Source organism: Ensifer sp. NPDC090286 (assembly GCF_044769565.1).
Lineage (GTDB): Bacteria > Pseudomonadota > Alphaproteobacteria > Rhizobiales > Rhizobiaceae > Ensifer.
Genome location: NZ_JBIVYF010000003.1, coordinates 230,056 through 248,022, shown reverse-complemented (window position 1 = coordinate 248,022; position 17,967 = coordinate 230,056). Strand labels below are relative to the sequence as shown.

The window sequence follows — 17,967 nt, the reverse complement described above, 5'->3', positions numbered from 1 at the left end:
CTTTTTGCGCCCGGCTTCGCATGAGACCCGTCACTGCGCGCGCTGGGACCGGTCGATAGCACCGTCGTGCCCGGCGAGAACTTGTCCTGCGGTGCTAAAGTTCTTGGGCGAGCCCGATGAGCAGGCCTTCGGGCCCGCGGATGTAGCAAAGCCGGTAGGCGTCCTTGTACTGGACTACTTCCCCGACCAACTGCGCGCCGCGTTTGCGAAGCCGCTCGAGCGTCTCGTCGACGTCGTCGACGGCGAACATGACGCGAAGGTAGCCAAGCGCATTGACCGGAGCCGTGCGGTGATCGGCGACCACCGGCGGCGCGAGGAAGCGGGAAAGCTCGAGCCTGCTATGGCCATCCGGCGTGCGCATCATGGCAATTTCGACATGCTGATCGCCAAGCCCGGTAACACGCCCGGCCCATTCTCCTTCGATCTCCGCCCGACCTTCGAGCTCAAGGCCAAGTTCACGAAAGAAATCGATCGTCCCTTCGAGGTCTTCGACGACGATGCCTATGTTGTCCATTCGCTTGAGCGCCATGCTTGCAATCTCCACGGTGTCGTTCTGGTTGCTCTCTTCAACACCGATCGCTTGGTGAGGGTTCCGAGCGGCGTCTCAGAGAATGCCGATCCGCCGGAGAATCCACCAGGCAAAGGCCATGGAGAGCGCGATGAACAGCGCTGCGTAAAGCGTGCCAGTGCCGTCGGCGAAGGGCAGCGCCCCGGTGTTCATGCCGAAGAAGCCGGTGACGAGCGTGGGCGGCAAGAGGAAGGCGGTCATCAGCGACAGGATGTAAAGATGCCGGTTGGTCTCCGAGGAGATCTTGCTGTCGATCTCTTCATGCAGCAGCCGTGCCCGCTCTTGCAGCGCAAAGACGTCGCGGTCGACCGCTTCCAGCCGATCGGAAAGCCGCTCCGCTGCGTCGATGAAACCTGGCGGCACCTCGTCCTCATCCGATGCGCCCGCACGCCGCAGCAAGGCGAGGATCGTGCGCAGGTGCCGATGCAGCCGCACCACGGTCCTGCGCAGCGGCGCGAGCCCCGGCTGCTGCCGATGCCCGGCCTCGCCATAGACATGGTCCTCGATGACGTTCAGGTCCTCGGTCAACTCCAGAACCAGCGAGATCAGCGTGCGCTGGAATTCGACGACGATCATCTCGAAGAGGTCGATCGGCCGAGCGCATTTCGTGCTCTTCTCGACGGCCGCCTTGACCCGGTCGATGCTGCGCAACGGATGCAGGCGGGTGGTGATGATGATGCGGTCGCTCACGGCGAAATGCAGCCAGCCGATCGTCTTCGTCACCGCGTCGAAGGTGCGCTCGAAATCGACGAGCGTGCCGTGCACGATGTCGTCCGAAACGGTGATAGCGGCCTGGGTGTCGTGGCTCGTGAGCGTTGCGACCGCGAGCGGCGGCAGGTTGCCGACCCGCTCGATGAGCGCAGGCGTTCGCGCGTCCGAGAGCGCCAGATGAACCCACACCCATCCGTCGCCCTCAAGCAGGCTGTCGATCGAGGCGTCGGTGGCGATCCGCTGGCAGCGGCTTTCGCCCGGCACGAAACGATAGGCCCAGACGATGCCGGGTATTTCGGGGGAAATCAGGTTCATCTGAACGCCTTGTCCAGGGTGGGCCGTCTGTTCCGATCCATGGCTGGCGATGGAAGGGCAGAACATGCAGCCATTCAAAGTGCTACAGTGACCGCCGCGTCTTCGACAACGTGCGGCACTGTCTGTCTTGGCTTCTATGCGCCGTTGATGACAGTTTTGTTACGGGTGGCCGAAGCCCGACGCTCGGGATGCCGACGGCAATTGACGTTGACGTTTACGTAAAAATCAATAGTGTTCGGCGCACAAGGCAGCGCCCGGCGCGACCTGGCTATCTGGGAGGATCATCATGTACAAGGCACCCGTCGACGAGATCGCGTTCACGCTGAAGCACGTGGCCGGCATGGGCGATGCGCTGCAATCGGGCGCGTTGGGCGATCTCGGCGAAGACCTGGTCGATGCCATTCTTTCCGAGGCCGGCCGGTTCGCGACGGAAGAGGTGGCACCGCTTGGCGACATCGGCGACAAGCAGGGCTCGCGTCTTGTCGAAGGCAAGGTCGAGACCCCGGATGGCTGGCGCGACCTCTACCACAATTGGATCGCCGGCGGCTGGAACGGGCTGACCGCGCCGGAAGATTTCGGGGGTCAGAACCTGCCGCACATGCTGCACGTCGCCGCCATGGAAATGTGGAACGCCGGCTCCATGGCCTTCGCACTTGGCCCGACGCTCACCATGGGCGCCGTCGAGGCGCTGGAAAAACACGGCTCCGATCAACTGAAGGCCACCTATCTGCCGAAGATGGTTTCCGGCGAATGGACCGGCACGATGAACCTGACCGAGCCGCATGCCGGCTCCGACCTCGGTGTGCTAAAGACGCGCGCCGAGCGCCGCGACGACGGCACCTACCGCATCTTCGGTCAGAAGATCTTCATCACCTGGGGCGAACACGATTTCACCGACAACATCGTCCATCTGGTGCTGGCGCGCCTTCCGGACGCACCGGCCGGGACCCGCGGTATCTCGCTGTTCCTCGTGCCGAAATTCCTGGTCAACGCGGACGGTTCGCTCGGCGAACGCAACGACCTCTTCTGCCATTCGCTCGAACACAAGCTCGGCATCCATGGATCGCCGACCTGCACGATGATCTATGGCGACGGCAAGTTCGGGGCTGAAAAGGGCGCGATCGGCTATCTGATCGGTGAGGAAAACCGCGGTCTCGCCTGCATGTTCACGATGATGAACAACGCCCGTCTCGCGGTCGGCATGCAGGGTGTGGCCATCGCCGATGCCGCGACCCAAAAGGCGATCGCTTTTGCCAAGGAACGCACCCAGGGCAAGGCGCCCGGATGGACGGGGCAGGGCATGAGCCCGATCATCGAGCACCCGGATGTTGCCCGCATGCTCCTGACGATGAAGGCGCTGACGCAGGGTTCCCGCGCTATCTCCTATGCCTGCGCCCACGCCGTCGACATGGGGCACGCGGCTGAAAGCGAGAAGGCGAAGTTCTGGCAGGAGCGCTCCAGCCTGCTGACGCCGATCGCCAAATCCTTCTCGACCGATGCCGGCGTCGACGTCGCCTCGCTCGGCATCCAGGTCCATGGCGGCATGGGCTTCATCGAAGAAACCGGTGCCGCGCGATACCTGCGCGACGCCCGCATCGCGCCGATCTACGAGGGCACCAACGGCATCCAGGCGATCGATCTCGTGACCCGCAAGCTGTCGCTCTCCGATGGTGGCCACGTGCGCGGCTTCATTGCCGAATTGCGCGAGATCGCAGCGGCGGTTCGTGCCTCGAACCGCGATGGTTTCGGCGAGACGGCTGCGCGCCTCGATGCGGCGCTGGACGATCTTTCGGCTGCGACCGAGTGGCTGATTGCGGCGGTTGCCGGCGGCAAACTCGCAGAAGCGCTCGCCGGCGCCACCGCCTACCAGCGCCTCTTCGGCCTGGCGCTGACCGGCGCCTATCTCGCAAAGGGCGGTCTGGCGGAAGTGAGCGATGGCAAGGACGATCAGCGCATCGCGCTCTGCCGCTTCACCGCTGAAAACCTGTTGGCCGAGACTGCCGCGCTGAAGGACCGTGTCGTCAACGGCGCCGACAGCCTCGCCGTCGCCCGCGCCGTTCTGGCTTGAAAGGACCCATCATGACCGACCACGTGCTCATCGAACGGCCGGAAGGCCACCCCGGCGTCCAGGTGATCCGCTTCAACCGGCCGGAAAAGAAAAACGCCATCACGCGTGAGATGTACGCGAAGATGACCAATGCGCTGACGGTGGCGTCGAGCGACCCGGCCGTGCGCGCCACCGCCTTTCTCGGCACGGATGGCTGCTTCTCCGCCGGCAACGACATGGCGGACTTCCTGGCCTTCGCCATGGGCGGCTCCATGGGCATGGAAGTAATCGAATTCCTGAAGGCGCTCGCGACCGCAACCAAGCCTGTCGTTTCGGGCGTCGACGGCCTGGCGATCGGCATCGGCACGACCATCCATCTCCATTGCGACCTGACGATCTCGTCCGAACGTTCGCTGTTTAAGACGCCGTTCGTCGACCTGGCGCTGGTGCCGGAGGCGGCCTCCAGCCTGATCGCACCGCGCATTATGGGCCACCAGCGCGCCTTTGCCCTGCTTGCCGCCGGTGAGCCGCTCACCGCACGCGAGGCCGTCGACGCCGGGCTGATCTGGAAGGTCGTCGGTCAGGATGCAGTCGAGAGCGAAACGCTGGCGCTCGCCGCCCGGCTCGCCAAGAAGCCGCCGGAGGCACTTCGCATCGCCCGCGATCTCGTGCGCGGCGACCGCAGCGACGTGCTGGCCCGCATCGACGAGGAAGCAAAACACTTCGCAGCGCAGTTGAAGAGCGCCGAAGCGCGCGCCGCCTTCGAGGCCTTCATGCGCCGCTGAACCAGCTTGGATTTCGTGATGGACGAGACGGGTGCCGCTGTGCACCCGTTGTGCATTTGGGGGCAAGCTCCTACTCGCCCGGCGGTAAAGATCCCGTTGCCGCCGCCATCGCGAACTTGCATATATCAATTTTAATTTCTTCTTAAATACCGGTCGCTAGCGTCCTGCGCGATAGGCCTATCCTCTTTTCGGGATGGCCCCAGCCGCATGAAGCAGGGCTGGCCCCGCCTTCTGGCATGTTCAACGTTTTCCCGTCAGCCTCCGCGCGCCGTCTTTCCGACGGACGATGGATGCTGCGCGAAAATCATCAAGAGCTCATGTCCGGCGGTCGCCGCCGGCACCCATTGGGAGCCCACCTTGTCCAAGCGATCGAACCTCATGACGCGCATCCTCGTTGCCGCGTCCTGTGTCGTCGTCGGCGCCTTCGCCGGCTTTTCCGTATACATCGACAGCCTGCAGCGCGACACGACCACCAAGGCCGTCGAGGAGAACATTGCCTCCTCCGGTACGCAGGCTGCGCAGAGCGTCGCCAAGTGGCTCAACGGCCGCGTCACGCTGACGGCGATGGTGGCCAATGCCACCGGCAACGTCGCGGATGACGGCGCGGTCCAGCCGATCCTGAAGAACGACGTTCTCACCAGCGAATTCATGTCGACCTATGTCGGCAACGAAAGCGGCAAGTTCATCACCTGGCCCGACAATCCGATGCCGGCCGGCTACGATCCGCGCCAGCGCCCCTGGTACCAGCAGGCCGTCAAGGCTGACGCCCGCGTGCTGACCGAACCCTATGTCGACGCGTCCAGCGGCGCGCTGATCATCAGTGCGGCCGTCCCGGTCAAGCGCGACGGCAAGCTCTATGGCGTTGCCGCCAGCGACTTCTCGCTCGAAACCCTGGTGACCATGATCAAGGGCGTCGATGTCGGCGGCGAGGGCTTTGCCTTCCTCGCGAGCAAGGACGGCCAGATCCTCGTCCATCCCGATGCAAAGCTTGTCACCAAGTCGCTTGCCGATGCCTTCCCGATCGACACGCCGGCAATCGGCACCGGCATCATGAACACCGAGCTCGATGGCAAGCCGATGCTGGTGAGCTTCGTTCCGGTTCAGGGCCTGCCCTCGGTCGAATGGTATATCGGCTTCGTCATCGATGCGGACGCCGCTTACTCCGCGATCGATCAGTTCCGCATTGCCGCGACCATCGCCACGATCCTCGCGGTCGGCGTGATGCTCGTCTTCCTCGCGACCTTCCTCAACCGCCTCGTCATCCGTCCGGTCACGGACATGACCGGCGCGATGGAAAAGCTCGCCTCGGGCAATCACAACGTCGAGATCCCCGGCGAAGAGCGGACCGACCAGATCGGCTCCATGGCCGCCGCCGTCGCCGTGTTCAAGGCCAATGCCGTCGAGCGCGCGCGCCTTGAGAGCGAAGCGGATGCGAACCGTTCGTTGTCGGAGCGCGAGCGTCTTGAGCGTGAGGCGCAGAAGGCGCGGGATGCGGCAGAGATCCAGCAGGCCGTCGATGGCCTCGCATCCGGCCTTGGCCGCCTTGCCGAAGGCGATCTCGCCTACCGCATCGACAACCCCTTCGCCGATCGTCTCGATCGTCTGCGCGCCGACTTCAACAACTCGGTCGCCAAGCTCCATGACACGCTCTGCGCTGTCGGTGCCAACGCCCGTGGCATCGACGCCGGCGCGACGGAAATCCGCTCGGCCGCCGACGATCTTGCCCGCCGCACCGAGCAGCAGGCAGCCTCGGTCGAAGAGACCGCGGCAGCCCTCGAAGAGATCACCACGACCGTGAAGGACTCGGCTCGCCGGGCCGAGGAAGTCGGTGCGCTCGTCGCCCGCACCCGTGCCGGTGCCGAGAAGTCCGGCGAGGTCGTTGCCAATGCCGTAGACGCGATGCACGCGATCGAGAAGTCCTCTGGCGAGATCTCCAACATCATCGGCGTCATCGATGACATCGCCTTCCAGACGAATCTGCTGGCTCTGAATGCCGGCGTCGAGGCGGCGCGTGCCGGTGAAGCCGGTAAGGGCTTTGCCGTCGTCGCCCAGGAAGTGCGAGAACTCGCGCAGCGCTCGGCCAATGCCGCCAAGGAAATCAAGGCGCTGATCACCACCTCGGGCAATCAGGTCAGGAACGGCGTGACGCTCGTCGGCGATACTGGAAAGGCGCTGCAGACGATCGTTTCCGAAGTGCAGGAGATCAACAAGCACGTGAGCGCGATCGTGACCGCGACGCGCGAACAGTCGACCGGACTTCAGGAGATCAACACGGCCGTCAACACCATGGACCAGGGCACGCAGCAGAACGCGGCGATGGTCGAGGAACAGACGGCCGCCAGCCATGGTCTCGCGTCCGAAGCCGCCTCGCTCAACGCGCTGCTCGCCCAGTTCAATCTTGGCGATACGCAGAGCGTATACGCGTCGGCGACCAGCCACCGCCGCCGCGCAGCCTAGTCTTCGCCGACATTCGACAACTAAAAGGCCCGGGAGACCGGGCCTTTTCTTTGCGCACTGCATCAGGATTCTCGCTTTTCACTGCAGGATCGCGAGTCATCCCCTTGTTTCTTAAGCTTTGATAAAGCGGTCGCGCATACCGTTTCTTCGCCGCGAAATGACTTCGCCCGCACGTCGCCTCCAGCATTCATCATCGCGATGTGCTCCAGACACCTGTCCCAATGCTCAGCGTGCCCGTCACGCAATCGATGATTTGGCCGCGCACGACCGCAATGGCGGAGGCGCGAGGGGAGACATACGGTGATCCTAAAGACTGCAACCGCAAGAAACATGTTCGCCATCGTGATGACCGGCCTTCTGACCTCGATGGTCACCGCCGCCGTCGTCTTCTGGCTCTCCTATCAGCAATTGCGTGAGCGCAGCATCGCCGAGATGACCAATGCCGCATCCGCAAGCGCGCGCAGCGTCGAGACGAAGTTTGCCGAGGCAAAGACGCTCGCAAACAACATCCGCTCCGCGCTCTATGCGGTGAAGGGCACCGGCGAGCCCTCGCGCGCCGAAATCGAAACCCTGATGAAACGCTGGATCGTCGATAACCCGCTTGCCGTCGGCATGAGCACCGGCTGGGAGCCCAACGCCTTCGACGGCAAGGACGCCGAGTTCGTCAGCAAGCCCGGTCACGATGCGACCGGCCGCTTCGTTCCCTATATCGCCCGTTCCGGTGACAAGGTGATCCACGAAGCGCTGGCCGATTATGACAAGCCAGGCCCCGGCGACTACTACCAGATCCCGAAGAAGACCGGCCTCGACATGGTCACCGAGCCCTATGTCTACCCGATCAACGGCAAGGACGTGCTGATGACCTCGATCATGGTGCCGCTGAAGAAGGACGGCGCCTTCATCGGTGTCGTCGGCGTCGACATGGCGCTCGGCGAACTGTCGACCGAGCTCGCCAAGCTGAAGCCCTTCGGCACCGGTTTCGTCTCGCTGCTCAGCAAGGACGGCAGCATCATCAGCCACCCCGATGCCACCGTGCTCGGCAAGGTGCTGAAGGACACGCCGCTTGCGGGTGAGGGGTGGGGAGACCTCTTGAGCCGCACCGGCCAGGCCTTCGCGCTGAAGCACACGGATGGCAGCGCGCATCTGGCCGTCGCCGTGCCGGTCAACCTGTTGCCCGACACGGAATGGTATGTCGTGGTCTCGGTTCCCGAAGCCACGGTCTTTGCCGGCCTTTCGCAGCTTGCGATGATCTCGATCGCCGTCATTGCCGTTGCCGCCGCGATCATGATCATCGTCGGCTGGACGCTGGCAAGCCGCTTCCGCAAGCGCGTCGCCAATGTCATCGGCGTCACCGGCCAGATCGCGGCCGGCGAGACCGACGTCGATCTTTCGGAAGCCGAGCGCAAGGACGAGATCGGCGATCTCGCCCGCTCCCTGCGGGTCCTGCGTGATGCGACGATCGCCAAGATGCAGCTCGAAAGCGAAGCGGATGCGAACCGTTCGCTGTCGGAGCGCGAGCGTCTGGAGCGTGAAGCGCAGAAGGCGCGCGACGCGGCCGAGATCCAGCAGGCCGTCAATGGTCTTGCGACGGGCCTTGGCCGTCTGGCTGAGGGCGATCTCGCCTACCGCATCGACGACCCCTTCGCCGATCGCCTCGATAGTCTCCGGGCCGACTTCAACAACTCGGTCGCCAAGCTCCATGACACGCTCTGCGCCGTTGGTGCCAACGCCCGCGGCATCGACGCCGGCGCGACGGAAATCCGCTCGGCGGCCGACGATCTTGCCCGCCGCACCGAGCAGCAGGCAGCCTCGGTCGAAGAGACTGCCGCAGCGCTCGAAGAGATCACCACGACGGTCAACGACTCCGCCCGCCGCGCCGAAGAGGCCGGCGCGCTCGTCGCCCGCACCCGTGCCGGCGCCGAGAAGTCCGGCGAGGTTGTGGCGAACGCCGTCGAGGCGATGCACGCGATCGAGAAGTCCTCGGGCGAGATCTCCAACATCATCGGCGTCATCGACGACATCGCCTTTCAGACGAACTTGCTTGCGCTGAACGCGGGCGTCGAAGCGGCCCGTGCCGGGGAAGCGGGCAAGGGCTTTGCCGTCGTCGCCCAGGAAGTGCGTGAGCTTGCCCAGCGTTCGGCACAGGCCGCCAAGGAGATCAAGGCGCTGATCACCACCTCGGGCAACCAGGTGAGGAGCGGTGTGAGCCTGGTCGGCGAAACCGGCAAGGCGCTGGAAACGATCGTTGCCGAAGTGCAGGAGATCAACAGACATGTGAGCGCGATCGTGACCGCGACGCGTGAGCAGTCGACGGGGCTCCAGGAGATCAACACGGCGGTCAACACCATGGACCAGGGTACCCAGCAGAACGCGGCAATGGTCGAGGAGCAGACGGCGGCAAGCCATGGGCTGGCGTCCGAAGCCGCCTCGCTCAACGCGCTGCTCGCCCAGTTCAATCTTGGCGAAGTTCAGTTGGGCGGTGGTGGTCGTCGTCGCGCGGCCTGAGTACGAGCGGATCGACAGAACGCTGCAATAACAAGGTGATAGGGCGCTTGCCGTGAATCAAAATGGCAAGCGCTTCAAGCCTGACATCATAAAGGCCCGGGAAACCGGGCCTTTGTCGTTGGTACGCCTCTTCTTCGTTCGCCGACGCCTCCACCTGTTTTCCTCGGGCTTGACTCGAGGATCCAGTGCGATGGAGTTCGAGGCTCGGAGATGGATGCCCGGGTCAAGCCCGAGCATGACGGCAACGATGGGGCGACATTCACGGACGGCGGTGAAGCAATTGGTTTGAGGCCAGCCTTGCAGGCCTCGTCACTTCTCCAGTGTCACCACCGCCTCGACGTGAGACGACCAGAGGAACTGGTCGATCGGCGTCACCGAGGTGATGCGGTAGCCGGCGGCGGTCAGGATAGAGAGGTCGCGCGCGAGCGTCACTGGGTTGCAGGAAACGGCGACGACCTTCTTGACGCCCGAGCGGGCGATCTCGTGACACTGCACTTCCGCGCCGGCCCGTGGCGGGTCGAAGACAATGGCATCAAACACCTTCAGTTCCTGCGCCATGACCGGGCGGCGGAAGAGGTCACGCTTCTCGACCGTCACCGGCTTCAGCCCTTGCGTATTGCGGGCGGCGACGTCGAGCGCCTTCAGCGCCTTGTCCTCGCCTTCGACCGCATGGACGCGTGCCTTGCGGGCGATGCGCAGCGCGAAGGTGCCGCAGCCGGCAAAGAGGTCTGCGACGCGCTTGGACTTGCCGAGATGGTCGAGCACCAGCTTCGCCATCGCTTCTTCGGCCTGTGCCGTCGCCTGGGTGAAACTGCCGGGCGGCGGCGAAACGGAAACGCCGCCGAAATCGATGACCGGCTTCACCGGCTCGACGATGATTTCGCCATTGAGGCTGACGCGCGCGATGCCGCGCTCGCCAAGCACGGCTTCGACCGTGCGGCGGCGCACGCTGTCGTCAAGCTTCTTGATACCGTCGACGTTGAGATCGAGCCCGGAGAGCGTTTCGAGCACGGTGATGCGGAAGGGTTCGGCATTGACCGCCATCGCAGTGCCGATCCTGGCGATGGTTGCGAGCTTCGAGACGATGCCCGGGCTCGCGATCGGACATTCCGAAATCGCGACGATGTGGTGGCTTTCGGCCTGGTTGAAGCCGAGCAGCAGGTCCTTCTCGGTCTTGCGCGCCGTGAAAACCGCACGCCGGCGCTGGCCCGGCTCGGCGGTGATGAGCGGCGCCACCTCGGGCGTCAGGCCTTTCGACTTCAGGGCGGCGATCACCAGATCGCGCTTGAAACCGTGGTAGAGCGTATCCGAGGCATGCTGCATCGTGCAGCCGCCGCAGGTGCCATTGACGCCATCCGGCCCGAAGTGCCGACAGTGCGGCTCGACCCGTTCGGGCGAGGCTTCTCTCACCGAGATCAGCGTGCCGTGCGATTTGTTGACGGCGAGCGCGACGCTTTCGCCGGGCAGCGTGAAGGGCGCATAGATCGGTCCGTCCGGACCGTCGGCAATGCCGTCGCCCTGGGCGCCCAGCCGTTTGACGGTGACGGCTTCGGTGGTCATGGCTTCTTGCCCGCGAGCAGGAATTCGACATTGCCGTCGCCGCCGGCAATCGGAGAGGGGATGAGCCCGAGGCTCTGCCAGCCCATGTCTTCGACAAGCCAGCGCTCGAGTTCGGCGGCAACATCCGGCGCGCTCTCGGGATCCTTGAGCAGGCCCGCCTTGCTGATGGCGTCGCGGCCCGCCTCGAATTGCGGCTTTACGAGGAGGATGCAGTGCGCGCCCGGCAAGGCCATGTCGAGTGCCGGCGGCAGTGCGAGCTTGAGCGAGATGAACGAGACGTCCGAGACGACGAAGGTGATGTCGCGGTCGTCGATATCCTCTTCGGTCATGGCGCGGGCGTTGAGGCCCTCGATGCTGGTGACGCGTTCGTCGCCCTCGATGCGCGGATGGATCTGGCCATGGCCGACGTCGATCGCGACCACATGCTCGGCTCCGCGCTTCAACAGCACTTCGGTGAAGCCGCCGGTCGAGGCGCCGATATCGACGCAGCTTTCGCCTGAGGGGTCGAGCCCGAAATGATCGAGCGCCGCGACCAGCTTCAGCGCGGCGCGCGAGACGTAGTCCTGCGCCGGATCATCGATGGTGATCGTCACGGTCTCGGCAAACATGGAGGCTGCCTTGGTGACCGTGCGGCCGTCGACCTTGACGGTCCCGCGCTGGATTGCGTCACGGGCGCGCGCGCGGCTTGCGACGAGCCCCGAGTTCAGCAGCAACTGATCGAGGCGGACCCGGTTCTTGTGTTCTTCGTTCTGGCGATCTTCTGACATGTGCTTCTCATGGCGGCTTGCCGCGACAATGGCAAGCCCCGCGCTCGACGCGATGACACGCTTTGGGCGGTAACATGCCCGGAAGCTCGAGAATTAGAGGAATACTTGCCGTTCGCGCCTTGGGCACACCGATTGGCTCGAGCTCAACCTATCCCGAGCCGTCTTGCCGTTGTTCGGTAATGACGCCGGTAAGAACGTAGCACAACAAAAGACCCCGGTGATGAGCCGGGGTTTTCTATTTCAGTTCTTATGAACCGCGCCTCAGCCGGCAGCGCCGATGCCGATGTCCTGCTTCTGGCCGAGTGCCTTGAAGACGGTCGAGACGATGCCGGCGCGGTCGAGGCCGGCGGCGGCATACATCGCCTCGGGTTTGGCCTGCTCCATCCAGACGTCGGGCATGACCATCGGGCGAACCTTGAGGCCGCCGTCGAGCAGGCCGTCTTCGGCGAGGAACTGCAGCACGTGGCTGGCAAAGCCGCCGACCGCACCTTCCTCGATGGTGATCAGCACCTCGTGGTTGCGGGCAAGCTCGCGGATGAGGTCATGGTCGAGCGGCTTGGCAAAGCGCGCATCCGCGACCGTGGTCGAAAGCCCGGCGGCGTCGAGGTCTTCGGCGGCCAGCAGACAGTCGGCCAAGCGGGTACCGAAGGACAGCAGCGCCACCTTGGAACCCTCCTTGACGATGCGGCCCTTGCCGATCTCGAGGATCTGGCCCCGCTCAGGCATCTCGACGCCCACGCCTTCGCCGCGCGGATAGCGGAACGAGATAGGGCCGGCGTCGTAGGCAGCGGCCGTGCGCACCATGTGCTTCAGTTCCGCCTCGTCGGCAGCCGCCATCACCACGAAACCGGGGAGGGTGGCGAGATACGTCGTGTCGAACGAGCCCGCATGCGTCGGACCGTCGGCGCCGACGAAACCGGCACGGTCGATCGGGAAGCGCACCGGCAGGCCCTGGATCGCCACGTCATGTACCACCTGGTCGTAGCCGCGCTGCAGAAAGGTCGAATAGAGCGCTGCGAACGGCTTGTAGCCTTCGGCCGCAAGACCGGCGGCAAAGGTGACGGCATGCTGTTCGGCAATGCCGACATCGAAGCAGCGCGACGGATGGACCTTGGCGAACTTGTCGAGACCGGTGCCCGAAGGCATCGCGGCGGTGACGGCGACGATCTTGTCGTCGAAACCGGCTTCCTGCGTCAGCGCATCAGCGAAAACGGAGGTATAGGCCGGCGCATTCGGCTTGGCTTTCGCCTGGGCGCCGGTGATGACGTCGAATTTGTTGACGCCGTGGTATTTGTCGGCTGCGGCTTCCGCCGGTGGATAGCCCTTGCCCTTCTGCGTCACCACATGGATCAGCACCGGACCCTTGGCGTTGTCGCGCACATTGCGCAGCACCGGCAGCAGATGGTCGAAGGAGTGCCCGTCGATCGGGCCGATATGGTAGAAGCCCATCTCTTCGAACAGCGTGCCGCCGGTGACGTAGCCGCGGGCATGCTCGACGGCGCGGGTGATGGCGCGGTCGACGGTCTTGCCGAGATAGGCGGTCAGTTTCTTGCCGACTTCGCGGATGCCCATATAGGTACGGCCGGAGGCAAGGCGCGCCAGATAGGCGCTCATCGCGCCGGTCGGCGGCGCAATCGACATGTCGTTGTCGTTGAGGATAACGATCAGCCGGGCGTCGAGCGCGCCGGCATTGTTGAGCGCTTCATAGGCCATGCCGGCCGACAGCGCGCCGTCGCCGATGACGGCGATGACGTTGCGGTTCTTGCCGTCGAGGTCGGCGGCGACCGCCATGCCGAGGCCGGCCGAAATCGAGGTCGAGGAATGGGCGGCGCCGAAGGGGTCGTATTCGCTCTCGGCGCGGCGGGTAAAGCCGGAAAGACCGCCTTCCTGGCGCAGCGTGCGGATGCGGTCGCGCCGGCCGGTCAGGATCTTGTGCGGATAGCACTGGTGGCCGACGTCGAAGATCAACCGGTCATGCGGGGTGTTGAACACCTTGTGGATGGCGATCGTCAGTTCGACCACGCCGAGGCCCGCGCCGAGGTGTCCGCCGGTGCGCGACACCGCGTCGATCATTTCTGCCCGGACTTCTCCGGCAAGCTGCGGCAGATCCTTGTCGTCGACCCTTTTCAGGTCGTCGGGATAGGTCACCTTGTCGAGCAAGGGCGTAGCCGGCATCGGATTGGTTGGCAGTTGTGTCACGCTGCATGCCTCATGCGCGCCGCAAAAATCGGGCGCGCGATAGTTGGTGGGTACCGTCGAAGCGGCTCTTTAGACGCAATCGTTGCTGAATGCAAAACTAGGCATTCCTGCGTCACAGACCAAGAGACTAGCGCATGATTCTGTGAATCGAAATCGATTCAAGCGCCCTGAGGCAATGTTGCGCGGTTTTCCCGGGGCATTCTGTTCCACTTCAGGTCGAATTATCCTTCGGGCAGCGGAACGAACTCTTCCTCGTCGCCGGGCACGATGTCGAAGCGGCCGGTGCGCCATTCTTCCTTGGCCTTGTCGATGCGCTCCTTCGAGGAGGAAACGAAGTTCCACCAGATGTGGCGGGCGGATCCGAGCGCGGCACCGCCGAAGAGCATGACGTGACAGCCCTGCGGTCCGGCCGTTACCGTGATCTCGTCGCCGGCGCGGAAGACGAGCAACTGGTTGTCGGCGAAATGATCGCCGGCGATGATCGCCTCGCCGGAGAGGATATAGAGCGCGCGCTCTTCCCACTGCGCCGCAAAGGGGGCGCTCTTGCCGGGGGCGATATTGAGGTCGACATAGATCGTGTCGGTGAAGACCGATACCGGCGACTTCGCGCCCTCGAAATTGCCGATCACCACCCGCGCCTTGATGCCGTCGTCGCTCATATGCGGCAGCATGCGCTCTTCGGTGTGGCTGAAGATCGGGTCGATTTCTTCCTTGTGGTCGGGCAGTGCCAGCCAGGTCTGCAGGCCCGAGATCGAGCGCTCGTGGCCGCGCTGGTTCTCTGGCGAGCGCTCTGAATGCACGATGCCGCGGCCGGCGGTCATCAGGTTCACGTCGCCGGGGCGGATGACCATTTCGGTGCCGAGGCTGTCGCGATGCTTGATCTCGCCGTCGAAGAGATAGGTGACGGTCGAAAGGCCGATATGCGGGTGCGGGCGCACGTCGATCGCCTCGCCGGCGCGCAGCAGCGCCGGCCCCATGCGATCGAAGAAGATGAAGGGGCCGACCAGGCGGCGCTTCGCCGTCGGCAGGGCGCGGCGAACCTGTAGCCCACCGATGTCGCTGGTGCGCGGAACGATCAGATGTTCGATGGCGTCGCAGGCGGGTTTGTCGCCGGCGAGCGGGTCGGGGCCTGGAAAGAAAGACATGGCGCGTGCTCCCGTTTTTGCTGTCGCATCAAGTACTAACGCCTATGAAACCAGGCGGGTAGGGGCGAAGCCGGGACGCAGTGTTTCCGCGCGGCGATCAATCTGATCTTGGCAATTCCGGGAAACGCGCGAAGCGGTTTCCGTCCGGAATTGCGATGAGTGATCAGTCGGCGTCGAGCGGCTCTACACCCTGCGGCTTGCCGGCGCGGTCGAGGCGGATCTTTTCGATGCGGTCCTCGGCTGCCTTCAGCAGGGCCTCGCAATGCTTCTTTAGCGCTTCGCCGCGCTCGTAGATCTCGATCGACTTGTCGAGGGCGACATCGCCGCGCTCCAGCGCCGAAACGATCCGCTCCAGTTCTTCGACAGCCTGCTCGAAGGAGAGGGCGGAAACGTCCGGTTGCGTGGTGGTGTTCATCGTTACCCTCTCATCAGTCGCAAAATGTGCAGGCCGGCCGATTCGGCCAGACCCTGAAGGTCATAGCCGCCTTCGAGCAGGCTGACCATGCGGTTGCCGGCGCTGCGATCGGCGATCTCGTGCAGGCGCCCGGTCGCCCAGTCGAAATCCTCGGCGACGAGATTGATCTGCGCCAGCGGATCGCGGTGGTGTGCGTCGAAGCCGGCGGAGATCAGGATGAAGTCCGGGCGGAAATTGGTGAGTGCTGAAAGCACCCGGCTACGGAACGCCTCGCGGAAATGCTCGCTACCCATATTCGGCGACAGCGGCGCGTTGACGATGTTGCCCTTGATGCCCGTCTCGTCCTTGGCGCCGGTGCCGGGATAGAGCGGCATCTGGTGCGTCGAGCAGAAAAGCACCGAGGGGTCGTCCCAGAAGATGTCCTGCGTGCCGTTGCCGTGGTGCACGTCCCAGTCGACGATCGCAACGCGCTCGGCCCCATGAACCTTCTGGGCGTAGCGGGCGGCGATCGCCACCGTGTTGAACAGGCAGAAGCCCATCGCCTTGTTCTTCTCGGCGTGGTGGCCGGGTGGCCGCGCCGCGACGAAGGCGTTGTCGGTCTCGCCGGTAAAGACGGCGTCGACCGCGGCGGTCGCCCCGCCGATCCCGGTCAGTGCCGCGTGGAGGCTCAAGGGGCTCGCATAGGTGTCCGCCATGAAATTGTTGAGGCCTTCCTCCGGAATGGCGCGCCTGACGGCAGCGAGATGCTCTTCCGGATGGGCGAGCAACACGAGATCTTCGCTTCCCTTCTTCGCCTCGATCCGCTTGAGATCGGAGAAGTTCGGGTGTTCGAGCGCAAGGTTCAGCGCCTTCAGCCGGTCCGGCCGTTCGGGATGCCCCTCCGGAACCTCGTGTTCCAGAAAGACCGGATTTTCATAGAGGAACGTGGTCATGCCCGGAACCTAGTGCGCGCACCCCGCAAGGTCCATGGTGACGCAGCCGAAAGAGAGATTTTTCAACAGCGCGGATCGAGCAGCAGCTTGCCGTCGCGGCCCGGATGCGCCTGATGCGCAAGCGCCGCGTCGAGCCGGCTCAGCGGATAGATTTCCGCGATGCGGCTGGAAAAGAGACCCGACCGCAAACCTTCGAAACTCCTGGCAAAGGCTGCCTCGATCGCCGGTCGCCCGGCCGAATGCACCCAGGTGCGCAGCCACAGGAAGGAGAAGCGGATATCAGGCCGCGCCTGGATTGTTGCCTGCGGCACCGGCACGCCGCTCAGCGCCCCGTACTGGATGAAGGCGCCGCCGGGGTCGAGCGTGCGCTGGATGAGATCGCCGGCAAAAGGACCGCCAACGGCGTCGATGATCGCATCGAGGCGAAGCTGCGGCACATGGCTCTCGTCGCCCAGCACGATGTGGCCGGGGACCTCGGTTGCCAGTCGTTTAGCGCTGCGCGCGCTTCGAACGATGCGGGTGGTATCAGCGCCTTCGCCGGCCAGCAGCTTCATCAGCATGCCGCCAATCGCCGAGCCTGCCGCGGTGACGCCGATACGGCGGCCATCGAGCGAGCCGAAATGCGTACGCAGCGCCTCGATCAGTTGCAGCGCTGTCAGCGGATTGACGTAGCAGGTAGCAGCATCGGTCTCGCCGATATCCTCGGGCACGGCGAAACACCATTCGGCCGGCCGGATCAGATACTCCTGCCACAGACCGCTGGCGCCGATCGGCACAACGCGGTCGCCGACTTTCAGCGATGTCACGCCAGGGCCAATGCGCGAGACCGTGCCGAAGCCCTCGAAGCCGGGCACGAAGGGCAGCGTGGTGCGGGCGCTATAGGCGCCGGTCACCGGGATGAGATCGGACGGGTTGATGGCTGCGAGCGACAGGGCCACCTCGACTTCGCCCGCCGCAGGCGCCACGCGTTCGGTATCGACGAGCGCAATCACTTGCCGGGGATCGCCGAACTGGCTAACGAGGGTGGAGCGCATCGTCAGGGAGCCTCGCATGGACGGCAGGGAGCTGGAGAACGTCACGGAAATCCGCATTCCGTTTCGCGATATAGACATGCACGGCCATATGCACAATGCCGCCTATTATGCCCATGCGGAGGCGGCACTTTCCAGCCTCTGGCGTCACCGTCCGCATGTGGTGAACGAGCCGAGTTATCTCGTGCGCCGCTCCGCCTGCGTCTATCACCGTGGCCTGCGCTACGACGAGCCGGCCCGTCTTACCGTCAACGTGGCGAAGGTCGGCGGCAGCTCGATCAGCTTTGTCGTCAAGGTCGAAGCGCGCGGCCAGCTCGCGGCCGAAGTCGAGGTCGTCTGGGTCGCGGTCGATCCGCAGCGCCACACGCCGCTGCCGCTGCCTTCAGCGACGCGCGAATGGCTGGCGGCCTATTCGGTCTAGCCCAAGCAATTCCAGGAAAAGTGCGAAGCGGTTTTCCGTCCGGGATTGCGGACCAAGAAACCAATTCCAGGAAAAGTGCGAAGCGGTTTTCCGTCCGGAATTGCGCCGC

14 protein-coding genes are annotated in these 17,967 nt (G+C 64.4%); 5 read left to right on the top strand and 9 right to left on the bottom strand.

Annotation, left to right across the window (positions count from 1 at the left end):
- Positions 1–94: 94 nt before the first annotated feature.
- Positions 95–529, bottom strand: a complete 435-nt coding sequence (locus ACIQUG_RS16465) for a VOC family protein (protein ID WP_043625922.1) — start codon at positions 527–529, stop codon at positions 95–97.
- Between the two features lie 75 nt (positions 530–604).
- Positions 605–1,594, bottom strand: coding sequence for a transporter (locus ACIQUG_RS16460; RefSeq protein WP_402323206.1), 990 nt, complete (start codon positions 1,592–1,594; stop codon positions 605–607).
- 286 nt (positions 1,595–1,880) lie between these two features.
- On the opposite strand from ACIQUG_RS16460, the gene ACIQUG_RS16455 reads away from it, so the two are divergent.
- From ACIQUG_RS16455 to ACIQUG_RS16440, 4 genes are all read left to right on the top strand, one after another.
- Positions 1,881–3,662, top strand: coding sequence for an acyl-CoA dehydrogenase (locus ACIQUG_RS16455; RefSeq protein ID WP_402323205.1), 1,782 nt, complete (start codon positions 1,881–1,883; stop codon positions 3,660–3,662).
- Between the two features lie 11 nt (positions 3,663–3,673).
- Positions 3,674–4,426, top strand: a complete 753-nt coding sequence (locus tag ACIQUG_RS16450) for a crotonase/enoyl-CoA hydratase family protein (protein ID WP_402323204.1) — start codon at positions 3,674–3,676, stop codon at positions 4,424–4,426.
- Between the two features lie 378 nt (positions 4,427–4,804).
- Positions 4,805–6,883, top strand: coding sequence for a methyl-accepting chemotaxis protein McpU (gene mcpU, locus ACIQUG_RS16445; protein WP_402323731.1), 2,079 nt, complete (start codon positions 4,805–4,807; stop codon positions 6,881–6,883).
- 300 nt (positions 6,884–7,183) lie between these two features.
- Positions 7,184–9,388: a methyl-accepting chemotaxis protein gene (locus ACIQUG_RS16440; RefSeq protein WP_402323203.1), complete on the top strand. Its 2,205-nt coding sequence runs from the start codon at positions 7,184–7,186 to the stop codon at positions 9,386–9,388.
- Between the two features lie 309 nt (positions 9,389–9,697).
- Here the strand turns inward: ACIQUG_RS16440 and ACIQUG_RS16435 are convergent, their stop codons facing one another.
- From ACIQUG_RS16435 to ACIQUG_RS16405, 7 genes are all read right to left on the bottom strand, one after another.
- Positions 9,698–10,948, bottom strand: a complete 1,251-nt coding sequence (locus ACIQUG_RS16435) for a class I SAM-dependent RNA methyltransferase (protein ID WP_402323202.1) — start codon at positions 10,946–10,948, stop codon at positions 9,698–9,700.
- Complete coding sequence (locus ACIQUG_RS16430) at positions 10,945–11,715, bottom strand: TlyA family RNA methyltransferase (RefSeq protein WP_043619809.1); 771 nt, start codon at positions 11,713–11,715, stop codon at positions 10,945–10,947. The genes ACIQUG_RS16435 and ACIQUG_RS16430 overlap by 4 nt, the downstream gene beginning before the upstream one ends.
- A 261-nt stretch (positions 11,716–11,976) precedes the next feature.
- Positions 11,977–13,890: a 1-deoxy-D-xylulose-5-phosphate synthase gene (gene dxs / locus ACIQUG_RS16425; protein WP_402323730.1), complete on the bottom strand. Its 1,914-nt coding sequence runs from the start codon at positions 13,888–13,890 to the stop codon at positions 11,977–11,979.
- A 245-nt stretch (positions 13,891–14,135) separates the two neighbouring features.
- Entirely contained in the window at positions 14,136–15,059 is a 924-nt protein-coding gene (locus ACIQUG_RS16420) for a pirin family protein (RefSeq protein WP_402323201.1), read from the bottom strand.
- A 163-nt stretch (positions 15,060–15,222) separates the two neighbouring features.
- On the bottom strand, positions 15,223–15,474 hold the full coding sequence (locus tag ACIQUG_RS16415; RefSeq protein ID WP_043619815.1) for an exodeoxyribonuclease VII small subunit: 252 nt from the start codon (positions 15,472–15,474) through the stop codon (positions 15,223–15,225).
- Positions 15,475–15,476: 2 nt separating this feature from the next.
- The gene (locus ACIQUG_RS16410) at positions 15,477–16,406 is read right to left on the bottom strand and encodes a histone deacetylase family protein (protein WP_402323200.1); all 930 of its coding nucleotides are present in this window, start codon (positions 16,404–16,406) and stop codon (positions 15,477–15,479) included.
- Between the two features lie 62 nt (positions 16,407–16,468).
- The gene (locus tag ACIQUG_RS16405) at positions 16,469–17,440 is read right to left on the bottom strand and encodes a zinc-dependent alcohol dehydrogenase family protein (RefSeq protein ID WP_402323199.1); all 972 of its coding nucleotides are present in this window, start codon (positions 17,438–17,440) and stop codon (positions 16,469–16,471) included.
- 16 nt (positions 17,441–17,456) lie between these two features.
- Between ACIQUG_RS16405 and ACIQUG_RS16400 the strand changes: the two genes are divergently transcribed.
- Positions 17,457–17,858: a thioesterase family protein gene (locus ACIQUG_RS16400; RefSeq protein ID WP_043619822.1), complete on the top strand. Its 402-nt coding sequence runs from the start codon at positions 17,457–17,459 to the stop codon at positions 17,856–17,858.
- The last annotated feature ends 109 nt before the right edge of the window (positions 17,859–17,967 follow it).

Bases quoted from the DNA above. Each gene is read 5' to 3' on its own strand.
- ACIQUG_RS16460 (WP_402323206.1), bottom strand. From the start codon at position 1,594: ATGAACCTGATTTCCCCCGAAATACCCGGCATCGTCTGGGCCTATCGT.
- ACIQUG_RS16465 (WP_043625922.1), bottom strand. From the start codon at position 529: ATGGCGCTCAAGCGAATGGACAACATAGGCATCGTCGTCGAAGACCTC.
- ACIQUG_RS16405 (WP_402323199.1), bottom strand. From the start codon at position 17,440: ATGCGCTCCACCCTCGTTAGCCAGTTCGGCGATCCCCGGCAAGTGATT.
- ACIQUG_RS16435 (WP_402323202.1), bottom strand. From the start codon at position 10,948: ATGACCACCGAAGCCGTCACCGTCAAACGGCTGGGCGCCCAGGGCGAC.
- ACIQUG_RS16450 (WP_402323204.1), top strand. From the start codon at position 3,674: ATGACCGACCACGTGCTCATCGAACGGCCGGAAGGCCACCCCGGCGTC.
- ACIQUG_RS16455 (WP_402323205.1), top strand. From the start codon at position 1,881: ATGTACAAGGCACCCGTCGACGAGATCGCGTTCACGCTGAAGCACGTG.
- mcpU (WP_402323731.1), top strand. From the start codon at position 4,805: ATGACGCGCATCCTCGTTGCCGCGTCCTGTGTCGTCGTCGGCGCCTTC.
- ACIQUG_RS16400 (WP_043619822.1), top strand. From the start codon at position 17,457: ATGGACGGCAGGGAGCTGGAGAACGTCACGGAAATCCGCATTCCGTTT.
- ACIQUG_RS16430 (WP_043619809.1), bottom strand. From the start codon at position 11,715: ATGTCAGAAGATCGCCAGAACGAAGAACACAAGAACCGGGTCCGCCTC.
- dxs (WP_402323730.1), bottom strand. From the start codon at position 13,890: ATGCCGGCTACGCCCTTGCTCGACAAGGTGACCTATCCCGACGACCTG.
- ACIQUG_RS16410 (WP_402323200.1), bottom strand. From the start codon at position 16,406: ATGACCACGTTCCTCTATGAAAATCCGGTCTTTCTGGAACACGAGGTT.
- ACIQUG_RS16415 (WP_043619815.1), bottom strand. From the start codon at position 15,474: ATGAACACCACCACGCAACCGGACGTTTCCGCCCTCTCCTTCGAGCAG.
- ACIQUG_RS16420 (WP_402323201.1), bottom strand. From the start codon at position 15,059: ATGTCTTTCTTTCCAGGCCCCGACCCGCTCGCCGGCGACAAACCCGCC.